The 21,728-nt window shown below is 74.4% G+C and carries 16 protein-coding genes; 9 read left to right on the forward strand and 7 right to left on the reverse strand.

All coding sequences use genetic code 11. The annotated features are described in order from the left end of the window. Positions 1–57 precede the first annotated feature (57 nt). The 5 genes from orn to ACFO4E_RS02460 form a co-directional block, all read right to left on the reverse strand. Positions 58–696 carry an oligoribonuclease gene (gene orn / locus ACFO4E_RS02440; protein ID WP_378571100.1) on the reverse strand — a complete coding sequence of 213 codons (639 nt, stop codon included), beginning with the start codon at positions 694–696 and terminating at the stop codon, positions 58–60. Positions 697–813: 117 nt separating this feature from the next. After that, positions 814–2,526, reverse strand: a complete 1,713-nt coding sequence (locus ACFO4E_RS02445) for a DUF2510 domain-containing protein (RefSeq protein WP_378571102.1) — start codon at positions 2,524–2,526, stop codon at positions 814–816. 87 nt (positions 2,527–2,613) lie between these two features. After that, positions 2,614–3,273 (reverse strand): hypothetical protein, encoded by a 660-nt coding sequence (locus ACFO4E_RS02450; RefSeq protein ID WP_378571103.1) that lies wholly within the window; start codon positions 3,271–3,273, stop codon positions 2,614–2,616. A gap of 198 nt (positions 3,274–3,471) precedes the next feature. Then, positions 3,472–5,235: a substrate-binding domain-containing protein gene (locus ACFO4E_RS02455; RefSeq protein ID WP_378571105.1), complete on the reverse strand. Its 1,764-nt coding sequence runs from the start codon at positions 5,233–5,235 to the stop codon at positions 3,472–3,474. Between the two features lie 244 nt (positions 5,236–5,479). Continuing rightward, positions 5,480–7,255, reverse strand: coding sequence for a substrate-binding domain-containing protein (locus ACFO4E_RS02460; protein ID WP_378571107.1), 1,776 nt, complete (start codon positions 7,253–7,255; stop codon positions 5,480–5,482). 332 nt (positions 7,256–7,587) lie between these two features. Between ACFO4E_RS02460 and ACFO4E_RS02465 the strand changes: the two genes are divergently transcribed. The 5 genes from ACFO4E_RS02465 to ACFO4E_RS02485 all read left to right on the forward strand — a co-directional run bounded on the left by ACFO4E_RS02465 (position 7,588) and on the right by ACFO4E_RS02485 (position 13,061). Beyond that, positions 7,588–8,109 carry a hypothetical protein gene (locus ACFO4E_RS02465; protein WP_378571108.1) on the forward strand — a complete coding sequence of 174 codons (522 nt, stop codon included), beginning with the start codon at positions 7,588–7,590 and terminating at the stop codon, positions 8,107–8,109. Positions 8,110–8,168: 59 nt separating this feature from the next. Beyond that, positions 8,169–8,990 (forward strand): TrmH family RNA methyltransferase, encoded by an 822-nt coding sequence (locus ACFO4E_RS02470; protein WP_378571110.1) that lies wholly within the window; start codon positions 8,169–8,171, stop codon positions 8,988–8,990. Between the two features lie 67 nt (positions 8,991–9,057). Then, on the forward strand, positions 9,058–9,963 hold the full coding sequence (locus ACFO4E_RS02475; RefSeq protein ID WP_378571112.1) for a 2-hydroxyacid dehydrogenase: 906 nt from the start codon (positions 9,058–9,060) through the stop codon (positions 9,961–9,963). Between the two features lie 113 nt (positions 9,964–10,076). After that, on the forward strand, positions 10,077–11,759 hold the full coding sequence (locus ACFO4E_RS02480) for a bifunctional 3'-5' exonuclease/DNA polymerase (protein ID WP_378571113.1): 1,683 nt from the start codon (positions 10,077–10,079) through the stop codon (positions 11,757–11,759). Between the two features lie 138 nt (positions 11,760–11,897). Then, entirely contained in the window at positions 11,898–13,061 is a 1,164-nt protein-coding gene (locus tag ACFO4E_RS02485; RefSeq protein ID WP_378571115.1) for a C40 family peptidase, read from the forward strand. A 424-nt stretch (positions 13,062–13,485) separates the two neighbouring features. Here ACFO4E_RS02485 and ACFO4E_RS02490 read toward each other — a convergent pair whose 3' ends face one another. After that, positions 13,486–15,279 (reverse strand): gamma-glutamyltransferase family protein, encoded by a 1,794-nt coding sequence (locus tag ACFO4E_RS02490; RefSeq protein WP_378571117.1) that lies wholly within the window; start codon positions 15,277–15,279, stop codon positions 13,486–13,488. A gap of 296 nt (positions 15,280–15,575) precedes the next feature. On the opposite strand from ACFO4E_RS02490, the gene ACFO4E_RS02495 reads away from it, so the two are divergent. Together ACFO4E_RS02495 and fahA are read left to right on the forward strand one after the other, a co-directional pair. After that, a complete protein-coding gene (locus tag ACFO4E_RS02495) occupies positions 15,576–16,469 on the forward strand; it encodes a hypothetical protein (protein WP_378571119.1) in 894 nt (297 codons plus the stop codon). Between the two features lie 96 nt (positions 16,470–16,565). Further along, positions 16,566–17,759: a fumarylacetoacetase gene (fahA, locus tag ACFO4E_RS02500; RefSeq protein WP_378571121.1), complete on the forward strand. Its 1,194-nt coding sequence runs from the start codon at positions 16,566–16,568 to the stop codon at positions 17,757–17,759. Between the two features lie 60 nt (positions 17,760–17,819). Here the strand turns inward: fahA and ACFO4E_RS02505 are convergent, their stop codons facing one another. Then, positions 17,820–19,046, reverse strand: coding sequence for a hypothetical protein (locus ACFO4E_RS02505; protein WP_378571122.1), 1,227 nt, complete (start codon positions 19,044–19,046; stop codon positions 17,820–17,822). 265 nt (positions 19,047–19,311) lie between these two features. On the opposite strand from ACFO4E_RS02505, the gene ACFO4E_RS02510 reads away from it, so the two are divergent. Next, on the forward strand, positions 19,312–20,358 hold the full coding sequence (locus ACFO4E_RS02510) for a glycerophosphodiester phosphodiesterase (protein WP_378571124.1): 1,047 nt from the start codon (positions 19,312–19,314) through the stop codon (positions 20,356–20,358). A gap of 96 nt (positions 20,359–20,454) precedes the next feature. Further along, on the forward strand, positions 20,455–21,711 hold the full coding sequence (locus tag ACFO4E_RS02515; RefSeq protein ID WP_378571126.1) for a type III PLP-dependent enzyme domain-containing protein: 1,257 nt from the start codon (positions 20,455–20,457) through the stop codon (positions 21,709–21,711). The last annotated feature ends 17 nt before the right edge of the window (positions 21,712–21,728 follow it).

Below are 21,728 nucleotides of genomic sequence, written 5' to 3' on the forward strand. Positions count from 1 at the left end.
CTCCAGCGCCTGTGTTCATGGAAGAGTCTAGCGGATCCGCGGGGGTGGTCGACTCCATTAACCGGCCGGTCGCTGCTCGGGGGAGCCGAGGACCCCGTTGCCGCCCGCCACGACGTCGGCGGCGACCGCCCGGGCCGTCGCGCTGTCGGGTCCGGGGGCGGCGACGAACGCGGCCGCCCGGTAGTAGCGCAGTTCCCGGATGCTCTCGGTGATGTCGGCGAGCGCGCGGTGCCCCCCGTGCTTCTCCGGGCTGGCGAAGTAGACCCGCGGGTACCAGCGGCGCAGTAGTTCCTTGATGCTCGACACGTCGACCATCCGGTAGTGCAGGTGCGCGTCGATCCGCGGCATGTCGCGGGACAGGAACAGGCGGTCGGTCGCGATGGAGTTGCCGCACAGCGGCACCTTGTTGGGTTCCGGGACGTAGCGCTTGATGTGTGCCAGCACGAGGTCTTCGGCTTCGGCGAGGCTGACCCCGCTGTCGAGCGCGTCGAGCAGCCCGGAGTCGGTGTGCATCTGCGTGACGAACTCGCCCATGTGGTCGAGCGCGGCCTGGGGTGGCTTGACGACGACGTCGATGCCGTCGTCGAGCTGGTTGAGCTCGCCGTCTGTGATCAGACAGGCCACCTCGATCAGCGCGTCGCGTTCGAGGTCCAGCCCCGTCATCTCACAGTCGATCCACACCAGGCAGTCGTTCATGGGGGCTAGCTTAAGCCGTTTCGGCACGTCGGATTCGCGCCGGAACGTCGCGGGGACGGCCGAGCGGGCGCCGCGGTCCCCCGTCCGGAGGCCGCCGGCGCCCGCGTGCCGCCGCTGCTAGAGGGACAGCAGGCCGTTCGCCTGCAAGGCCACCACGGCCACGATGACGACGATGACCAGAACGACGACGGCCGTCAGGCAGCCGAGGCAGCCGCCGCACCCGCTGCGCTTCTTCTTCCGCGGCGGGCGCGGCTGTTCCCACGGCGGACGCTGGGCCCCCGGAACCCCGGGGGCCCCAGGCGTTCCGGGGGCGCCCCATCCCGGGCCGCCCGCCGGCGGATGGCCCGGGTACTGCGCGACGGGGCCGCCCACGTACGGCGGCTGCCCCTGCGGCGGGTGCGCCGGGCCCTGGCCCCCGGGGAAGGCCGGGGCGAGCGGGGGCTCGGAGCGGCGGCGGCGTCCGCGGCCCTTGGGCGGGGCGGGTGGCGGTGCCGGCGCGGGCGGAAGGGGCTGGGGCTGAGCGCCGTAGGGCGGAAACCCGGGCGGCGGGCCCTGCTGCGGCCCTTGCTGCTGGAAGCCGTGGCCGGGGGGCTGCTGCCGGGGATCGGACGGCGCGGGGAACGGGGGCTGCGGGCCGGAGGGCGGGGCCTGCCCGCCGAAGCCGTGCTGGGCGGGCGGCGGCAGGGGCGGGTACCCGCCCTGGCCGAAACCGCCGGCGGGCGGACCGCCGAACGGTGGCTGCTGGGGCCCCGAGGAGGGGACCGGCTGTCCGCCCGGAGCCGGGGCCTGGCCGGCCGCGCCTGCCGCCGCCCCCGCGCCGGGACCCGCCGCGGCATCGGGGGAGCCGGCGGTGCCGGGCGCGGGCTGCGGCCGCTCGGCCGCCGCCTTGGCCTCTTCGGCGCGGCGCCGCTCTTCGGCCTCGGCGTGCTTGCGCGCCTGCTCCTCGGACTCCTTGCGCTGCTCCTCCTGGCGCTGCTTCCGCTCGTCGGCGATCTCGGAGAGGCCCTCCTTCAGGTCGCCGAAGAACTTGTTGAAGCGGAACCCCTTTTTCTTCCCGCCGCTCTCGGAGTCGGAGGCGGGGGAGTCGTCCGGGTCGCCGGCCGCCCCCGCGGCGAACATCGGGTCGCCCGGGGTGAACACGGCCGTGCGCGGCGACTCGGCACCGCCGCCTCCGGCGGCGCCCGCGCCCGCGACATCGGGGGAGGTCGGCGCGTCCCGGTCGGCGGGAGCGGCCGCGCCCGGGTCGAAGCGCATGGTGGATCCGCCGACGACGCCGGTGATGTCGGCGGTGGCCTCGTCATCGGGCTGACCGGGGGCCTGCGATCCGGGGACGAAGCGCATCGTGGACGGGCTGACCACGCCGGTGATGTCGGCGGTCGCCTCGTCGTCGGCGTGCCCGGGGGCGGGCCGGGGGCCGGGACCGGAGCCCGCCCCTGCGCCGGGGGCCGGCGCGGGTCGGTCGCGCGGGGGGGTCTGCGGCCCGGAGGCGGACGCCGCCCACTGGGCGGGGTCGATGCGCATGGTGCTGGGGTCGTCGGCGGGCGGCGCGGGGGGTGCCGCGGACGCGGACCCGGACAGCTGCGCCGGGTCGATGCGCATGGTGCTGGGCTCGTTCGCCGCGATCGGGTCGGTGCTCTCCGGGTCGCCCTGGTCGGCGGCGCCGGACAGGTCGGCCGTCGCGTCGTCGTCGGCCGCGGCGGCAGGAGCCTGGCCTTGCAGCTCAGCCAGCGATCGGACGTGCTGTGACCATTCTTCGCCGTTCCACCACCGCAGCCGGTTCTCTCCCCCGTGGGGATCCGCGTACCAGCCCGGTTCGATCGATCCACCCATGGCCGACAGACTAAGCGCTCCGTGGAGCGGGCATGACCGCAGCTCCCGCGGGACGCGGCGCGCGGACGCCCCGCGGGGAGCCGCCCGTCAGGAACCCGACAGCTGTGCGTAAGGGCGCTCGCCGTTGGCGCCGGGGTCGCGGCGCGGCGGGGGAGCCGCGACGGGGACCGGGTGCTGCCGGGGGGCGAGGACGGCCACCCCCAGCAGCCGTTCGGGCGAGATCGCCCCGGGTCCGCCGCCGTGCCCGCCCGGGACCTGGGAATGGCCGAAGTGCCCGCCGCGGGCCCACGCGCGCTCGCCGGTGCCGGCGGCGCGCGGCGGCGGGACGGCGAGGGGCGCCCCTCCCGGCCAGCGCCGCGGCACCTGCCAGCCGTCGAGCCAGTCCAGCAGCGGGGCGAGACCGGTGAGGGGGCCGTCGGTGAAGGGGGAGAGCGCGTGCCCGATGACGCGGATGACGATGCAGACCCGCCCCTCGCGGGCCCGGTCGGTGCCGCGGGTCTCCAGCTGGCCGAGAGCGGGCACGGTCGCGGGCAGGAGCTGGGCGGTCTCGCCCGTGACGGGGTTCCAGACCAGGTGTGCGCTGTGCCCGTCGCTGTCGAGGCGCTGGGCGACCGAGCGGGCCGACAGCGCGAATGGATCGGATTCGGTGGTCAGCCACACGGCGCGCGGTGCGCCGCCCTGGTAGACCCCTCCTCCCTGTGTTCTGGAGCGGACTCGCCCGGCGCCGGGCATCCACGCATTGGCCACGTCAGCCGCCTTTCACCGATCGCAGACCTACCGCACCCCTCTGAGTACGCGAAGACGACCCTTAAGTCCATAGGCGTCAAAGACGGGCAAGTGGTGTCTATCCGTCGTGAGCGGCCGATACCGATCGGAGTCAACCGCCGACCGTGTGTGTCCGGATCCGGCCACGCGGCCGGCCCGCCCCTGTTATCCGTCCCCCTCTTATTCGTCCTCGGCGGGCGCGTCCAGCCGCTGGGCGAACGCGCGCAGGAAGATGTCGCCGATCTCGGTGGGGTCCTCGGTGGTGTACGCCTCGCCGCCGGTGGCGGCGGCGATCCGCTCCAGTGGCTCGGGGTCGATGTCGGGCCCGAAGGCGATGGTGAACACGGGGATGGGCCGTTCGGGGGAGGACTCCGTCTCGATGGTGGAGAGCAGCTCGTCGATGTCGATGCTGTCGGAGTCGTCGTTGTTGCCGTCGGTGAGCATCAGGATGGCGTTGATCCGGTCGGCCCGGTAGGTGCGCGACATCTCGCGGTAGGCGGCGAGGTAGGTGTCGTAGAGGCCGGTGTCGCCGTCGGGCAGCGGCTCCATCTCCGCGAAGGCCGCGGCCAGGGCCTCCTTGTGGGTGACGCCGTTGGTCTCGGCCGACAGCTCGCGAACGGGCAGCAGTTCGCTGTAGTCGAGGTCGTTGTTGATCTTGACGGAGAACTGCCACAGGCCCAGCTCGGAGCCCTCGGGGAACAGGTTCAGGCCCTCCGCCGCGGAGGCCGCGGTCACCTCCATGCGGTTCACGTCGGTGCCGGGCACGGGTTCGAGCATGGACCCGGAGATGTCGACCAGTGTCAGCAGCCGGGTGTCGAGCTTGAGCCGGTTCCACGCCTGGGCGAGCTGCTGGACCGACTGGGTCGACGGCGTGGGCAGGCTGTCGGGGGCCTCGGCGGCGAACCCCGCGTCCTCGGTCAGGACCTCGGGGTCGGCGGCGCCGTCGGCGGACCGGAAGCCGTTGGCCGCCAGCGTCCGCCGGGCGGCGTCGCCGGTCAGCGCGACGCGGAGGACCTCGGCCGCCCGCGACATCACCGGGTCGCCGGTCCGCACGATGTAGGGGTAGTCGAGCGTGTAGGTGCCGCCCTGGGGGTAGGCGATGCGCGCCGGAGCGTCCCCGTGCTCGCTGTTGAAGCGCCAGGCGGCCTGCTCGGGCAGGACGAGGAACCGGGGCTCGCCGTCGGTCTCCTCGCTGAGCAGGCCGAACGCGGACTCCTCGTCGGGCGTCACGCCCCGCTGGAGGGTCTGGAGTGCCGCGACCAGTTCGGGCCGCCCCTCGGTCTCGTCGCCGATGGCCCCGGAGATGAGTGCGAGCGTGGCCATGCCCGAGGAGCTGCGGATGGGGTCGACCAGGCGGACGTCGTTGCCCGCGGCTCCGGCCGAGGGCGCGGTGGTGGGGACCAGCGCCTCCCATGAGGGCTCGTCGTCCTGCTGCTCCCCGCGGGCCGGCTGGGCGAGCACGAGGGGGGAGGAGGCCACCGAGGTGCCGGTGTCGGTGAAGCCGGCGTCGCCCGACTCCTCCTTGACGAGGCCGGGCCAGAGGGAGGAGTCGGGGATCCACACGTCGGAGTCGGTGTCGCCGATGGTGGGGCCGCCGCCGGTGATGCCGTAGGTGACGTTCGCGGAGTCCATCGCCTGGATGTCGGCGATCACGCACCGTCCGTCGAGGTCGTGGCGCTGGTCGTTGAACGCCTCGGCGATGGCGGTCATCGCGGTGTCGAGTTCGGGGCTGACCGCCGCGGTGACCACGATGTCCTCGCCGCTGCACCCGTCCTGCGTGTTGAACACGTACCAGCCGGTCACGCCGAGGCCGACGATGATGCTGACGGCCGCGGCCAGGGCCGCGAACGCGCTGCCGCGCCCGCGGCGGCGCCGGGTTCCACCGGGGTGTCCGCGCAGGTCGGAGGCTTCATCGTCTTCGTGCTTTCCGCGGTGGCGTCCCAAGGTCGTCCTCTCGGGGGTGTGGTGCCTGGCGGGGCTGTTGCCGGAACGGTACTGAACCGCCCTTCGCGGGCCTAGGGTCCAAAGGTGGGACCTATGCGGCACCTCGCGGCGTGTTGATCTTGGCCGACGCCCGGAACGCCCGGTCAGTCGCCGAATCGCGCTCGGGGTCACGTTCCGTGTTCGCGCGCTCGGTGCCGCGGAAAAGCCGACACCGTTATTCGATCGTGATGATCGGCGGTCGCGCTCACTCGCCGCAGTCGGGCACGCACAGCCGCCGGGAGACGGAGCCGAGGAAGATGTCGCCGATCTCCCCGGGATCGTCGGTGACCGAGAGCGTGCCGCTGGTCGCGGCGGCGACCGCGGACAGCTCGGCCCGCTCGGGCTGGGCGCCGAAGGCGATGATGAACAGGGTCACGGGGCGCTCGGGGTCGAAGCGGTCCTGGAGCTCGGCGACCAGCTCGGCGTGGGAGACGTCGCTCGACCCGCCGTCCCGCCCGGCGGTCAGCACGATGACGCTGTTGATCTTGTCCTGGTCGTAGGCGTCCTGGACCTCCTCGTAGGCGGCGAGGATGTTGTCGTAGAGGCGCGGGTCACCGCCCTCCACCCCGATGCTCTCGGTCATGCGGTGCAGCTCCTCGCGGCGGGTCGTGCCGTCGCCCCGGTCGGCCGCGCCGAGCCGGGCCAGCCCCTCGGCCTCCTCGCGTCCCGACGCGCCGAACTCGCTGGAGAGCAGCCACAGCCCGAGATCGGTCTCGTCGGGGAACAGCGACAGCCCCAGCTGCGCCGCGTCCTTGGCCACCTCCATCCGGCTCGGCCCCGCGTCGAGGTCCGCCGACATGCCCTCGGACACGTCGGCCAGTACCAGCGCCCGCGACGGCATGGACAACCGGTTCCAGTCCTCGACCGCTGTCACCAGGGCGTCACCGGTGAGGCCCCCATGGGTCTCGGGCAGGGCGGCGGTGATGCCCTCGCGGCCGCGGAGTTCGGCGCCGGCGGTCCAGTCGGGTTCGCGGAACCCCAGATCGCGCAGCTGCTCGCGGTAGGACTCGCCCTGGAGGACCGCGTAGAGGTCGTCGGCCGCGGCGCGCTTGCCGGGGTCGTCGCCGGTGGACACGAACGGATAGTCCAGGACCACCGTCCCCTCCTCCGGGTAGAGCGCCGTCAGGGGCTCCTCGGGGCCGTCGCCGTTGTAGCGCGCGACGGCCTGCTCGGGTACGACCGCGAGCGGCGCCGGGCCGGCGGGCGCCGGGTAGACGCCCGCGAGGTCCAGCTCCCCGAAGGCGGTGTCGGGCTGCACATCGCGCACGAAGTCGGTCATGGCGGTGTCGGCGTCGTCGCCGGCGCCCAGGATCCGCCGCACCGCGTACATCGCGGCCATGCCGTCGACGCCGCGGTTGGGGTCGACCATGACCAGCGGGCGATCCGGGTCGCGTTCGCCGGGCAGCACGAGGTCCCAGCCGGCCTCGCCGGAGTCGGGGATCCCCTCGGCGCCGCGGGGCGCGGCGAGTACCACCGGCGAGCTGGCCAGCGACCGCGGCGACGTCTCGATGGTGCGCGCGCCGGTCTGCGAGACCCGGGCCAGCTCCACCCACGCCGAGGACTCCGGCACCCACACATCGGGGACGATCGAGGCGGAGCCGCCGCCGACGGGCCCGCTCGACAGCTCCGTCATGATCCGGTGCGGCGCGACCTCCCCGACCTGGGCGTACACGCAGGTGCCCGCGTAGCTGTGGCCGGCCGCGTTGAACTCGTCGGCGGCGCGTCGCAGAACGGGCGCCATGCCCAGCGTGGCCGAGACCCGGAGGTAGGCGGTCTCGGCGCAGCCGGCGTAGCGGATGCCCAGGGGCACGCCGACGCTCGCCGCGGTGATCAGCGCCACCGCGAGCGCGGCCACCCCGAGGGGCGAGGTCAGCACGGTCCGGGCACGGGAGGGCTGGCGGTGCCGTCCGCCGGACGAGCGGGCGAAGGCCCCGGGGCCGCTGGAGCAGAGCGAGAAGGCGAGCGTGACCAGTGAGCGCATCGTCTCCGGTTCTCCGGTGGGGGCGCGTGTTTGGCGCGACCTTACGCTTAGGTAACGCTCGTGAGAAGAGCCCGACACAACACGTGACCGAACCGCACAGCGGGATGGCCACTCTTACCGTGCATGGCTAATATGCGAGTCCGGCCCATGCCGATATCCGGCGTTGTGCACGCCCCTGCCCCGGTTCTCCCCTGTCCGGAGCAGCGGGGATCCCCCAGCAGGTCCCGTGTGCTCGACCGGGCGTGCGGGGGGATCGCGGGAATTCCGTGGCACGACCGGGTAGGGTCGCGTCGCACCCATGCGTCATCATCCGACTTCGTAGAGTGGCGGCCATGTTCAAGCTGAACCCACGCCGGGGACTTCCCGGCGCGATCGGTACCGCGGTGCTGGGCTCCCTGTGCCTGGGCGGGGCCCTGGCCTACGCCTTCGCCGTGGGCGGTGCCCTCATGGCGCAGCAGAACGAGCCGCCCGCCGAGACCTCGGTCGGCAGCGTCAGCGAGCTCAACGCCATTCCCGACGCCCCCGTCGGGCAGCTCCAGATCAGCGTCGTCGACCGCGGCCGCGCCTATGTGCAGAACCTCACATGCACCGGCGTCCCCGAATCCGACCCCGCCGCGTGCGCGCAGATGGCCCAGGTCCAGCTCGAACTCGCCGAGGACGGCGGCGACGCCGACGCCCCCTTCGCCGAGGTCCCCGAGGGCGCGGTGTGCACCGACGAGGAGTACGGCCCCCAGGAGGCCGTGGTCACCGGCGACTGGATGGGCGAGGAGATCGACACCGAGATCACCCGGATCGGCTCCTGCGAAGAGGCCCGCTGGCAGCGCCTGCTCCCGGTCACCGACCCGCTGGCGTGATCCGCGTCATCCGGGAGGGTGGCCGGGGACCCGCACCCGCGGATCCATAATCGACGTTCATGAACGTCATCGAGGTCACCGATCCCGGCGACGGGAGACTGGCCGACTACGTCCGGCTCCGCGACGTCAACCTGCGCCGGAGCCTCGAAGCCGAGCACGGCCTGTTCATGGCCGAGGGGGAGAAGGTCATCCGGCGGGCGCTGCGGGCCGGGTTCGAACCGCGGTCCCTGCTGCTGACCCGGCGCCGGCTGGCCGCGCTCGCCGACGTCGCCGAATCAGTGGCCGCACCCGTCTACGTCGTCGCCGACGACGTCGCCGAGGCGGTCGTCGGCTTCGACCTGCACCGCGGTGCGCTCGCCTCCGTCCGGCGCCGCCCCCTTCCCCCGCCCGCCGAGGTCCTGTCGGGCGCCCGCCGAGTCGTGGTGCTGGAGGACATCGTCGACCACACCAATGTCGGCGCGATCTTCCGCAGCGCCGCCGGGCTGGGCATCGACGCCCTCCTGCTCGCGCCCCGCTGCGCCGACCCCCTCTACCGCCGCTCCGTCAAGGTGTCCATGGGCGCGGTGTTCACCCAGCCCTACGCCCGCCTCGACGACTGGTACGGCGGCCTGGACGACCTGCGCGGGCGCGGCTTCCGGCTGCTCGCCCTGACCCCGGGGCCCGGCTCGCTGCCGCTGGCCGACGCCCTTGCGGCGTCGGGGCCCGCCGACCGGGTCGCGCTGCTGCTCGGCACCGAGGGCGACGGACTGTCCTCGCGGTGGCTGGACCAGGCCGACGCCGCCGTGCGCATCCCCATGGCAGGGCGCGACGTGGACTCCTTCAACGTCACGGCGGCGGCCGCGATCGCCTGCTATGAGCTGGTGCGGGCCGCGCCCGCCTGATCCCGCCCGCGGCGCGCCCGGTACGGTACCCCTCAAGCGTCGCGACGATCACGGAGGTCGGGAACACATGGCGGATCCGGTCCTGGTGCCCTGGCAGGACAATGCCGACAACGCGCCCGACGGGGTACGGGCGGTCGTCTACAACGGCGAGGGCGATCCGCCCGCCGGCTGGTCCGACACCGCCCTCTACGTGGTCCCCTACGGCCCCGGCCAGCGGCTCGACGTGATCGCCGGCATGCCGCGGCTGCGCGCGGTCCAGGTGCTGACCGCCGGCTACGAGCACGTGCTCGGCGTGCTGCCCGACGGGGTCGCGCTGTACAACGGCCGCGGGCTGCACGACGCGAGCACCGCCGAGCACGCGGTCGCGCTCATCCTGGCCGCCCAGCGCGACCTGCCAACGTGGGCGCGCGACCAGTCCGCCCAGGTGTGGCGCCCGTTCTACACGCGCTCGCTGGCCGACACACGGGTGCTGATCGTCGGCTACGGCAGTATCGGCGCGGCCATCGAGGAGCGGCTGCTGCCGTTCGAGACCGAGGTGGTGCGGGTGGCCCGCCGCCCGCGGCCGGCCGAGGACGTCCACGGCATCGCCGACCTGCACGGGCTGCTGCCCGGCGCCGACGTCGTCGTGCTCGTCGCGCCGCACACCCCCGAGACCGAGGGGCTGATCGGCCGGGCCGAGCTGGCGCTGCTGCCCGACGACGCCCTGGTGGTCAACGTCGGCCGCGGGCCCGTGCTCGACACCGGTGCGCTGCTGGCGGAGAAGGGCCGGGTGCGCGCGGCGCTGGACGTCACCGACCCCGAGCCGCTGCCCGCCGACCACCCCCTGTGGGCGGCCCCGGGCGTCTACTTCACCCCGCACGTCGCCGGGGGATCGGCCACCTTCTACCCCCGCGCACGCCGCTTCGTCGACGGCCAGCTCCGCCGCTGGGCCGCCGGGGAGCCGCTGGCCAACGAGGTCCGCCCGGGACACTGAGCGCCGCCCGGGCTCCCGCCGCGCCCCCGGCCGGCGCGCACCGGGTGGGCCTTGGCGCGGTCCTGACCGGGGCGGGGTGGGAAACCGTCCCCGGGCCGGAGCACAATCGGATCATGCGCATTGGGGTGGTCGCGGACAAGGAGGGCGGCGGTCGGCTGCGCGAGATCGGCCCCGACCGCTCCTCCGACGGCGGACTGTGGCGGGTCGGCGACCTCGCCGGAGCGGTCGCCGACTACGAGAACCACGGCGGTACCGCCCCCCGCTGGGTCTGGGCGGCCACCGACGAGGTCTACCCGCGGCTGGTCGAGCGCTCGCCCCGGGTGTCCCGCTGCCACGACATCGCCCTGGTGGAGTCCCTGCTGCTGGGCTACGACGGCCGATTCGGCGAGGCCCGCTCCCTCGGAGCCGCGTGGGCGCGCCTGCACGGGCGCGACGTCCCGCCCGACCCGGTCACCCGCGCCGCGGACGGCGCCGACCCGCACCCCGCGCTGTTCGAACCCGACCGCTCCACCCTCCCCGCCGGGGTCGACCGCCTCACCGCGCTCCTGGAGGTCCACGCCGACCAGCAGCGCCGCATCGCCCGCCTGCCCGACCCCGGCCGCTTCGCGCTGCTCGCCGCGGTGGAGTCCGCGGGCGCGCTCGCCGCGGTGGAGATGAGCCACGACGGCGTGCCCTGGCGGGCCGACGTGCACGACGCCGTCCTCGCCGAGCACCTCGGGCCGCGCCCCTCCCACGGGATGCGCCCCCCGGTCCTCGCCGGCCTCGCCGAGCGCATCTCCGACGCCTTCGGCCGGCCCGTCAACCCCGACTCCCCGGCACAGCTGCTCAAGGCGTTCGCCGCGCTCGGCCACCGGCTGACCTCCACCCGGTCCTGGGTCCTCAAGGAGGTCGACCACCCCGTCGTCCCCCTGCTCCTGCGGTACAAGGAGCTGTCCCGGCTGCACTCCGCGCACGGCTGGGGCTGGCTGGAGAGCTGGGTGCGCGGGGGCCGGTTCCGCCCCGACTACGTCGTCGGCGGCGTGGTCTCGGGGCGCTGGGCCACCCGCGGCGGCGGCGCCCTCCAGATCCCCAAGGCCATCCGGCGCGCGGTGGTGGCCGACCCAGACTGGACCCTGATCGCGGCCGACGCCGGACAGGTGGAGCCGCGCATCCTCGCGGCCGTCTCCGGCGACGACGCCTTGGCCGCCGCCGCGGGCAGCGACGACCTCTACGCCCGCCTGGCGGGCTCCTTCGGCGGCGACCGGCAGCGCGCCAAGATCGGTCTCCTCGCGGCCATGTACGGCCAGACCGGCGGCGATGCCGCACCGCTCCTGCACACGCTGCGCCGCCTCTACCCCAGGGCCCTCCACCACGTCGACGCCGCCGCCCGCGAAGGCGAAGAGGGCCGGCTGGTGCGGTCCTGGCTGGGCCGCACGTGCCCGCCGCCGTCGGGCATGTGGCGGCGCGTCACGGCGGGCGGCGACGGCGCGGAGGACGACGCCGCGGCGCGCCGGGCCCGCGAGCGCGGCCGCTTCACCCGCAACTTCGTCATCCAGGCCACCGCGGCCGAATGGGCCCTGGTGTTCATGGCCGCCGTGCGCCGCGGCCTCGCCGGCCTGGACACCGGCCGCGGCGTGCCGCGCCTGGTGTTCTTCCAGCACGACGAGCTCGTCCTGCACGTCCCCCGGCAGATCGCCGACAGCGCGGTGGAGATGCTGCGCGCCGCGGCCGAGGAGACCCGCGCCCTGATGTTCGGGAGCACGCCCGTCAGGTTCCCGCTCGATATCGCCGTTGTGGAGTGCTATGGCGACGCGTGAGGCCGGCTCCGGCGGCGCCGCGGGCGGCGCGGGCCGGCGGCGGGCCACGCGCCGTTCATGGGCCGGGAGCTTGAAAGCGGGCGGCGTTGCGCCCATGCTTGTACCGATATCGTGATCGGCGGAGAGCGGGGTTTCAGGGTGCGGCATCGGCTGAGATCGTGCGCAGGGACGACGGCGGCCTTCGCCGTGGCCTTCACCGCGTTCGGCGCCCCCGCCTGGGCGGCCCCGGAACCCAGCGTCGAGGCGCGTCCGCCGATCGGCGCGCAGAGCGCCCCCGGCCCGGCCGGCCGCCCCGCGTCCTCCCCGCCGGTGGCCGACCCCGCCGCGCTCGACCGCGACGTCCGGGTCGCCCCGTTCGACACCGCGATCTCGCGCGAGTACTTCGCCGTGCTGCCCGAATCGATCTCCCGCGCCGCGCTCGACCGCGTCCGCGAGCTCGACGGCGTCGAATCCGCCGAGGTGGTCGACGCCGCGCGCGTCGACCTCGACGGCGAGAGCACGTCGGTCCTGGGCATCGACCCCTCCGGGTTCCGCAACTACGCGCCGGAGCCCTCGGCCGGGTCCGACGACATCTGGCAGGGGATCGCCGAAGGCCGCGTCGCGCTCTCCGACGGCGCGGGCAAGCAGCGCGACCTCGACGTGGGCAGCGAGATCACCCTCGCCGGGGCCAACGGCGAGGTCACGCGCGAAGTGTGGACCCACGCCACCTCCGGCGTGGCCGGCATCGACGCCCTGGTGTCCCGGGAACTCGCCGCCGAGCTGGGCTTTCCCGAGGGCAACGGCCTGATCGTCTCGGCCCCCGACGCCGATCTGTGGGAGCTGAGGGAGGAGCTGGAGGAGGCCCTCGGCGAGGACGCCTCTCTCCAGCTGCTCGCCGAGGACCCCGGCGACCGCCCCGCCGATGCGGCGGGCGACCCGGTCGGCGACGATGCCATCGAGGGCATGATCGACGCCGCCCGGTCCCAGATCGGCGTCCCCTATGTGTGGGGCGGCGAGTCCCTGGCCGAGGGCGGCTACGACTGCTCCGGGCTGATCCAGTGGGCGTTCGCCGAGGTCGGCGTGGCCATCCCGCGGGTCACCCACGACCAGTGGTACGCGGGCGAGCGGGTCGACTACGCCGATGCCCGGCCCGGCGACCTCATCTTCTGGCGCAGCGACCCCACCGCCCCCGACTACATCTCGCACGTGGCGATCTACCTGGGCGACGGCCGCATGCTGGAGTCGCCGCGCACCGGTCTGAGCGTGCGCGAGACCGATGTGCGCATGGCCGACATGGCCGGGGTGGTGCGGGTCCGGGCCTGACCGGCACCACGGCCCGGGGGGCGGCCCCGGAGCCGTGGCGCCCCGGCCGACGAACGGGCGAAGGGGCGGTGCCGCGCCGGCACCGCCCCTTCTCTCCTGTCATTGAGACCAGCCGGGAGGGGAAGGCTGGCTCGGCAGGAGGGGGCGCAGGGCGTTGTCACTGAGGGAGGGGGAGCCAGCGAAACCAGCCCTGCGTGTGGCTATTCGATTATCGGATGCGCCCCATGGAATAGGAGCGGCACCGACTTCGGGATCAAGGAAAGCAGCGCCCGGCCAATTTGGCAAGAGCAACCGGCTTTGTCGTGATCGCTCCTGAAATAGCGGAAAGCGTGCACGGTCGCGGGCGGCTCGGCCCGGTCCCCCTCCGGCGCAGCGCACACCCGGTGCGGGGCTCCCGGACGGCCTGCCGCCCGCTCCGGCCGCCTCAGCGCCCCGCGGCGTACCCCTGCGCACCGCGCGGGTTGGCGCCTGCGCGCAGCACCCCCGTTGCGGGATCGCGGGCGACCGCCGACAGCCGGCCCAGCGACCACGCGTCGGAGACGATCACCCGGTGGCCGCGGCGGCGCAGGTCGGCGAGGACGTCGTCGCCGAACCGGGATTCCACCACCAGTTCACCCGGGGCCATTTCCCGCGGGTGGAAGGAGCTGGGGAAGGAATTGCCGTGGAACATCGGGGCGTCGATCGCCTGCTGGAGGTCGAGCCCGCCGTGCACCAGGCGCAGGAAGTAGGTCAGGGACCACTGGTCCTGCTGGTCGCCGCCGGGGGTGCCGAGCGCCAGCACCGCGGCGCCGTCCCGGGTGACCAGCGTCGGGGTGAGCGTCGTGCGCGGGCGCCTGCGCGGGCCGACGACGGAGGGCGATCGCGGGTCCAGCCAGAACATCTGGCCCCGGGTGCCCAGCGGGAAGCCGAGGCCGGCGATGACGGGCGAGCTGGCCAGCCAGCCGCCGCTCGGCGTCGCCGAGACCATGTTGCCGTGCCGGTCCACCACGTCGAGGTGGCAGGTGTCGCCGCGCTGCTCGGCCGGCCCGGTGCGCTCCCCGGTGCGGTTGACGGTGGGTTCCCCGCCCAGCCCGGGGTCGCCGGTCGTGCCCGTCGGCCGGGGATCGGGGATGTAGGGGGTGCGCCCGCCGGGGGAGCCGGGGCGCAGTTCCAGCGACGCGTCCGCGCCGACGAGTCCGGCCCGCTGCGCGGCGTACTCGGCGCCGAGCAGCTCGGCGAGCGGGACGTCGGCGTACGCGGGGTCGGCGTACCACGCCTCGCGGTCGGCGAAGGCGAGCTTGGCGGCCTCGGTGACCGTGTGCACGAAGTCGGCGGAGAGGACGTCCAGGCCGGCGGTGTCCAGCGCCTCGGCGAGGCGCAGCTGCTGCAGGAACACCGGCCCCTGCCCCCACGGCCCCGTCTTGTGCACGGTGTACCCCGCGTACTCGATGCTGACGGTGTCCTCGTACGAGGCCGACCAGCCGGCCAGGTCGTCGCCGTCGAGCAGCGCGCGGTGGTGGCCGCCGGCGCCGTCGGGGACGGGGTCGGCCAGGGACGCCAGGATCTCCTCGGCCACGAACCCCTCGCGCCAGATCCGGCGGGCGGCGTCGATCCGCGCGTCGCGGCCCGTCGCCGATGCCTCGGCCTCCTCGATCACGCGCCGGTAGGTGGCGGCGAGCGCCGGATTGGAGTGGAAGGCACCCGCCTGCGGCGCCCGGCCGCCGCGCAGGTAGAGCGCGGCCGACCCCGGCCACCACCGGGTGAAGACCCCGTGCATGTCGGCGACCTTGTCGGCGATCTGCGGCAGGACGGGGTAGCCGCGCTCGGCATAGCCGATGGCGTGGTCGAGCGCGTCGCGCAACGAGATCGTGCCGTGGTCGCGCAGCAGCAGCATCCAGGCGTCGAACGCGCCGGGCACGCACGCCGGGAGCACCCCGCTGCCGGGGATGCGGTCGAGACCGGCGAACGCCTCGGGGGTGGCGGCGGCGGGGGCGGGCCCCTGACCGCACAGCACGGTGGGGACCCCGCCGACCGGGTGCAGGATGATGGGCACCTCGCCGGCCGGCCCGTTCAGGTGGGGCTCCACGACCTGGAGCGTGAACCCGGCGGCGACCGCGGCGTCGAAGGCGTTCCCGCCCCGCTCCAGGATCGACATTCCCGCGGCGCTGGCCAGCCAGTGGGTGGAGGAGACCATGCCGAAGTGCCCGCGCAGTTCCGGGCGGGTGGTGGGGTCGGGCATGCAGAGACCTTTCTCGTCGTCGTTGCGGGACGGCGGCCGGGGCGCGTGCGGACCGGGATCCGGCCGTTGGATCGTAGGCCCATTCACCCATGAATGGGGCGAGTCGGGGCGAAATCCCGCTGGCGGTAAGTATGAATGGTCGCATATACGGCAAATCGCCTGAATTAAGTGCGAAGTCGTCCACACCGCCGTGCGCGGCACGGCTCCGGCGGGGTACACCGTGATCAAGACGCGCCGACGCCACCGCGCGACCCGAGCGGCGGCCGGCGCACCCGACCGAGGGGTGGGATCCGCCGGTGGCATCGGAGGAGACGGCGACGCAGATCCTGTTGCGCGGGCTGGTCGACGACGCGGGCCTGTTCCCCCCGGCCTCGCTGAGCATCCTCCAGGCGGTGGAGCGCCACCGGTCGGACCGGATCGTCGCGCACCCGATGCTCACCCACCGGCTCCTGTGCCCGGAACGGCGCTGGCCGGAGCTGCTGGCCCGGGTGAACGGCGGAGGGCCCATCGACGCCGCCGTCGTCCTCGACGCCGAACGCGGCTTCGCCGCCGACCCGCCGGAGTCCGGTCCCGGCATCCGGATCACCCACTACGAGGCCCGCGCCCTGCCGGAGGACCTGCGCATGGCCGCCGACCTGTTCCGCAGCGGGGACCTGGACGTCGGCGGCCGGACGGTGTTCTTCGAATTCGACGCCCTCCCCGAGCCCTCCGACCTCGCCGGCGCGCCCGCGTTCGGGCGGACGTCCGGGTGGCCGGCCGCGGTGGCGATGCTGGGCGGCGCCCGCCCACTGGGCGTGAAGATCCGCTGCGGAGGCCCCCGCGCCTCCATGTTCCCCGGCGTCTCCGACCTCGCCGACGCGCTCCTGGCCTGCGCCGAGCACGACGTCCCGTTCACCGCCGCCGGGCTCCAGCACGCCGTCCGCCACACCGACCCGCGCACCGGTTTCACCCATCACGGCTACCTCAACGTACTGCTCGCCACCGCGGCCGCGCTCTCGGCCGACCGCGGCGCCGTCGCAGCGGCGCTGGCCTGCACCGACGGCGCCCGGTTGGCGGCCGGCGCCGCGGCCGTCTCCTCCGGGGACGCACGCCGCGCCCGCGACCTGTTCACCCGGTTCGGGGCACGCAGCACCGGCGATCCCGTGCGCGACGCAGAAGGGTTGGGGCTCCTGGGATCGTGGGAGATTTGACCCCGGGGGCCGGGCACCCGGCCGCCGCGGCCCCGCGCCGGGTCCGACCGCCGGAGGCCCGGTCCGGCCGCGGAAAGCGACCACGCGAGGAGAGACGTGTCCACAACCTGGGTACCCGGTGCCGACGCGGCCGGATACGGTGCCGACAACCTGCCCTACGGGGTGTTCTCCCGGGCGGGGTCGCCGCCCCGGGTCGGGGTGCGGGTGGGCGACCGCGTCCTCGACCTCGCCGGGGCCCTCGGCGACCCGGAGTTCTCCGCGCCCTCCCTCAACCCCTTCATGGCACGCGGCTCCACGGCCTGGCGCGCCACCCGCGCCAAGGTCAGCGGGATGCTGACGGCGCCGGGGGGACGCGCCGGCGCCGAGCCCCATCTCGTCCCGCTGGCCGAGGTCGAGCTGAAGGCGCCCTTCGAGGTGGCCGACTACGTCGACTTCTACTGCTCCCTCGACCACGCCGAGAACGTCGGCCGCATCTTCCGCCCCGGGGGCGCACCGCTTTCACCCAACTGGCGCCACCAGCCCATCGGCTACCACGGCCGCGCGGGCACGGTGGTGCCCTCGGGGACCGGCATCGTCCGGCCCGTCGGCCATCAGCCGCCCGCCGATGGCGGGGTGCCGGCCATCGGCCCCAGCCGGCGCCTGGACATCGAGGCCGAGCTGGGCTTCGTCGTGGGCACCCCCACGTCACTGGGGCGCACCGTGCCCACCGGGGACTTCGCCGAGCACGTGTTCGGCGTGGTGCTCGTCAACGACTGGAGCGCGCGCGACATCCAGCGATGGGAGTCCGCGCCCCTGGGCCCCTTCCTCGGCAAGTCCTTCGCGACGTCGGTGTCGCCGTGGGTGGTGCCGCTCGACGCCCTCGGCGCGGCCCGCGTCGCCGGCCGCGACCAGGACCCGCCCCCGGCCCCGCACCTGCGGCGGGTCGCCGACTGGGGGCTCGACATCGCGATGACCGTGCGCCTCAACGGCGAGGTCGTCTCACGGCCGCCCTACGCCGCGATGTACTGGACCCCCGACCAGATGCTGGCCCACCTCACCAGCAATGGGGCGTCCCTGCGCACCGGCGACCTCTACGCGTCGGGAACGGTCTCGGGCCCCGGGCGCGATGAGCGGGGCTCACTGCTGGAGCTGACCTGGGACGCGACCGAGCCGCTGCGCCTGGCCGACGGAGAGCGGGGCTTCCTGGAGGACGGCGACACCGTCGCCATCAGCGCCACCGCGCGCGGCATGGGCGGCGGGACGGTCGCGCTGGGCGAGGTCACCGGGACGGTGCGGCCCGCGCTCTCCTGACCGGCACCGGGGAGGGGCGGCCGATCAGCGGCCGCCCCTCCCCGTGCCCGGGCCGGCCGATCAGCGCCCCAGCGTGATCGTCAGCGGGGCGTCGCCGAGTCCGAGCAGGCCCAGCAGGTCCAGGCCGGATCCTTCGGACTCGTCGGCCGCACCGGTGGCAGGGGGCTGCGCGGCCTCCTCGGCGCCCTCGTCCGGCTCCGCTCCGGCCTCCGGCGCGGCGGGCGAGGGCTCCGCGGCCCCGCTGGGCCCATCGGGGTCCGGCGGTGCCGGGGCGGCCAAGGGGGCGGTGGCCGCACCGCCCTCCTCACCTCCGGTGTCGGCGCGCACGTCGTCACCGATGTCGGAGATCAGCGTGTTCACCTGCCTGTCGGTGAGGCCGAAGCGGTCCTTGCAGGCCGTGACCGCGGCTGAGCGGGCGGCGTCGCCGGACTCCTCCAGCATCCCGATGAGCCGCGCGTCGGCCTCGGCGGCCTCGACCGTGTCGGCGGAGCGGGCGGAGTCCCAGAAGGGGAGGTCCGGCGCGGACTCCGCGTCCTGTCCGGCGCCGGCGCCACCGGACTCCAACTGCTCGATGAGGCACGCCTGCACCTCGTCGGCCGAGACCCCGGGAGCGACGTCCGGGCGCGCGTTGGGCGCGGTCGCCCCCGGCACGGCAGGGGGGAACTGGGGCCCGGCCGCGCCGCTGGTGGGCCCGTTCCCGCCGAACACGCTGTCGGGACCCGAGGGGGAGGACGGCTCGGGCTCTCTCGGCCGGATGCCCGCGGCGAACCTGCTGAGCTCCTCCGTGTCCCAGGTGTCGGGTGCCAGGTGGGCCGCCACCGCGACACCCTTCTCCTGGAACCAGAAGATGTCGCCGGTCGCGTCCGAGCGGTAGGCCGTACGCCCCTCGCTGTCGACCTTGCGGAGGGCGCGCGCGTCCAGGTCGCGGAAGTAGCGGGTGCGCACGTCGTCGAGGTCGGCGATGTGGTCGGACCGGAAGATGTCGACGCGGCCGTAGACGCCCTCGCGGCCCCGCAGCCAGGAGAGGGAGGAGCGGCGCTCCCCGTCCGAGCCCGCCTTGGACGTCGTGTGGATTCCGTTCTGGGCGAGGCCGGGCGGCAGATAGCCGATCTCGAATCCGTCGAGCACGGTGTCCGACGGCTCCTGCTCCTGCTCCTGCTCCGAGATGGGCCAATCCTCCGGGGGGCGTTGCTCATCGGCGAACCCGACCCCGAGGGCGCCGAACCCGGCCAGGGACACGGTGGTGGCACCGGCGATCGCGATCCATCGCCCGTGGTGCTTGCGCATGGGTGAACCTCTCGTTTGACTACGAAGAGTGGATGTAATGACACACACTGTGTTCAGATGTGTCGCCACCCATCAAAAATCGCACATGCGGTGAACAAACGCTCACAATGCGTAGTTCGTGTCGCGGTCCGATATGTCCGCGCACCGTCATGAGTGGGGGAGTTCCAGGGCGCTGCACCACCGGCTCGCCTGGTCGACACCCGGAGGTAACCGCGCGAGCAGACGCTCTAACGGACAGTGCGCCTGCTCCGACCAAGGGAGTGCCATGTTCCAACGGCTAGGCATCGCCGCCGTCGCCATGACGTTCGTGCTGCTGGTAACCCCTGAGGTGGCCGCGGCCACCCGACCCGCGGACACCACGGGTGCCGCGGGCACCGATACCGCGCCCGGCACCGCGCCCGACACCGCGGCCGCCCAGGCACAACGGGCCGCCGCCCCGCCGGTGCTCGACGTCGCCCATCGCGGCGGCTCGGCCTACGCCCCGGAGAACACGCTCGCCGCCATCGACGCCGCGCACGAGCACGAGGCCACGGCCGTCGAGATCGACGTCCAGCGCAGCAAGGACGACGAACTCGTGGTCGTTCACGACACCACGCTGGCCCGCACGACCGACGTCGAGCAGGTCTTCCCGAACCGCTCGCCCTACAACGTCGCCGACTTCACGCTCGCCGAGCTCCGGCGGCTGGACGCCGGTTCGTGGTTCGGCTCCGAGTTCGCCGGCGAGCGCGTCCCGACGCTCCAGGAGGCGCTGGACCGGCTCGACGAGCACAAGGCGGGCCTGTTCCTGGAGATCAAGTCCCCTGCGCTCTACCCGGGGATCGAGGACGACATCGCGCAGACCCTCAAGGCCGACCCGGGCTGGGTCGCCGGCAACAGGGCCGGCGGCCAGCGGCTGGTGATCCAGAGCTTCGACCGGGCATCGGCCGAGCGCTCGCACGAGTTGCTGCCGTCGGTCCCGCACGGCATCCTCGGCCGCGTCGCCGAATCCGAGATCGCGGCCTACGCCGAGTGGGCCGACATGATCAACCCCAACCACACGGGCATCGACGCCGCCTACGTCGAGCGCGTGCACGACGCCGGGATGGACGTGGTCGCCTACACGATCAACGAGCCGGACGACATGCGGGCGGCCATCGGCAAAGGGGTCGACGGCATCATCTCCGACTACCCCGATGTCGCGCGCCAGGTCATCCAGGAGGAGACCGGTCTCCCGCCCGGCGGCAGCGGCGCCCGGCCGTTCACCGCGGACGCCCTGGCCGACCTCACCGGGATCGCCGGCATCGCCGACACGGTGGCGCTGCCGCGGTTCTGACCCGACGGGGCCGCGGAGCGGTGCGGGCGGGCTCGACCGCCGCCCGCGCCGCTCCGGCTACCCTGCCGGGGCCGACCCGGCGAGAACCGCGCGACGATGGAGGGGACCGTGGAGCACGTCCGGCTGGACATCCCCGATGAGCAGATCGACTGGCGGGCCAAGGGGTTCTGGCGGCCCGGCCCGCCGATCGGCGCCGCCGCCTTCGCCGCGGCCCGGCCGAACCTGTTCGGCGGGGACTTCACCTGGCCGGTGCTGGTGGCCCGGCGCACCGCGCTGGAGCGCAACATCGCGACCCTCGCCGACTTCGCCCGGATGTACGGCCTCGCCTTCGCCCCGCACGGCAAGACGACGATGGCCCCCAAGCTCTTCCAGGCCCAGTTCGACGCCGGGGCGTGGGCGATCAGCGCGGCCACCGCCAACCAGGTGCTCGCCTACCGCCGGTTCGGCGTCCCGCGGGTGCTGCTGGCCAACGAACTGCTCGACCCGGTGGCGCTGGGCTGGATCGCCGACGAGCTCGACCGCGACCCGGGCTTCGACTTCCTCTGCTACGCCGACTCCGCGGCCACGGTCCGCCGCGCCGCCGAGACCATGGCGGCCCGCACCCGGACGCGTCCGCTGCGCATCCTGGTCGAACTCGGTTTCCCCGGCGGCCGGACCGGGTGCCGGACCCCCGATGCGGCGCTGGACGTGGCGCGTGCGGTCGCCGCCGCGCCCGGCCTGGAGCCTGCGGGGGCCGCGGGCTACGAGGGGGGCCTGGCGACCGGGGCGCAGGTGCGCGGCCTGATGCGGCGCCTGTCGGAGGTCGCCGGGAGGATGCGCGGCGAGGGGCTGGTCGACGGCCCGCCCATCGTGTCGGCGGGCGGCAGCGCCTGGTTCGACATCGTGGCCGACGAACTGGGCGGGCGCACCGACATCCGGGCGGTGCTGCGCAGCGGGTCCTATATCGCCCACGACGACGGCCTCTACCGCGACTCCTCGCCGTTCGCCCGCTCTGGCGCGCCCGACCCGCTGATCCCCGCGCTGGAGATCTGGGCGCAGGTGACGTCGGTGCCGGAGAAGCGGCTGGCGATCGTCGCCATGGGCAGGCGCGAGGTGAACTCCGACGCGGGGCCGCCCGTCGCGCGGACGCTGCGCAGGCGGGGCGGCGAGACCCAGGACGCCTCAGGAGCCGAGGTGGTGCGCCTCAACGACCACCACGCCTATCTGCGGACCCCCGGCGGGCTGCGTCCCGAGCCCGGCGACCTCGTCTCCTTCGGGATATCCCACCCGTGCACGGTGTTCGACCACTGGCAGTTCATCCCGATCGTGGAGGACGACCACACGGTCACCGACGTGCTGCGCACGTACTTCTGACCTGCCCGACCGCGCGC

The organism is Nocardiopsis mangrovi (assembly GCF_042653925.1).
Classification (GTDB): Bacteria; Actinomycetota; Actinomycetes; order Streptosporangiales; family Streptosporangiaceae; genus Nocardiopsis_B; species Nocardiopsis_B mangrovi.

What these genes read in the sequence shown, in the direction of transcription:
- orn (WP_378571100.1), bottom strand. Translation starts at nt 696, where the DNA reads ATGAACGACTGCCTGGTGTGGATCGACTGTGAGATGACGGGGCTGGAC.
- ACFO4E_RS02445 (WP_378571102.1), bottom strand. Translation starts at nt 2,526, where the DNA reads ATGGGTGGATCGATCGAACCGGGCTGGTACGCGGATCCCCACGGGGGA.
- ACFO4E_RS02460 (WP_378571107.1), bottom strand. Translation starts at nt 7,255, where the DNA reads ATGCGCTCACTGGTCACGCTCGCCTTCTCGCTCTGCTCCAGCGGCCCC.
- ACFO4E_RS02465 (WP_378571108.1), top strand. Translation starts at nt 7,588, where the DNA reads ATGTTCAAGCTGAACCCACGCCGGGGACTTCCCGGCGCGATCGGTACC.
- ACFO4E_RS02470 (WP_378571110.1), top strand. Translation starts at nt 8,169, where the DNA reads ATGAACGTCATCGAGGTCACCGATCCCGGCGACGGGAGACTGGCCGAC.
- ACFO4E_RS02475 (WP_378571112.1), top strand. Translation starts at nt 9,058, where the DNA reads ATGGCGGATCCGGTCCTGGTGCCCTGGCAGGACAATGCCGACAACGCG.
- ACFO4E_RS02480 (WP_378571113.1), top strand. Translation starts at nt 10,077, where the DNA reads ATGCGCATTGGGGTGGTCGCGGACAAGGAGGGCGGCGGTCGGCTGCGC.
- ACFO4E_RS02490 (WP_378571117.1), bottom strand. Translation starts at nt 15,279, where the DNA reads ATGCCCGACCCCACCACCCGCCCGGAACTGCGCGGGCACTTCGGCATG.
- ACFO4E_RS02505 (WP_378571122.1), bottom strand. Translation starts at nt 19,046, where the DNA reads ATGCGCAAGCACCACGGGCGATGGATCGCGATCGCCGGTGCCACCACC.
- ACFO4E_RS02510 (WP_378571124.1), top strand. Translation starts at nt 19,312, where the DNA reads ATGTTCCAACGGCTAGGCATCGCCGCCGTCGCCATGACGTTCGTGCTG.
- ACFO4E_RS02515 (WP_378571126.1), top strand. Translation starts at nt 20,455, where the DNA reads ATGGAGGGGACCGTGGAGCACGTCCGGCTGGACATCCCCGATGAGCAG.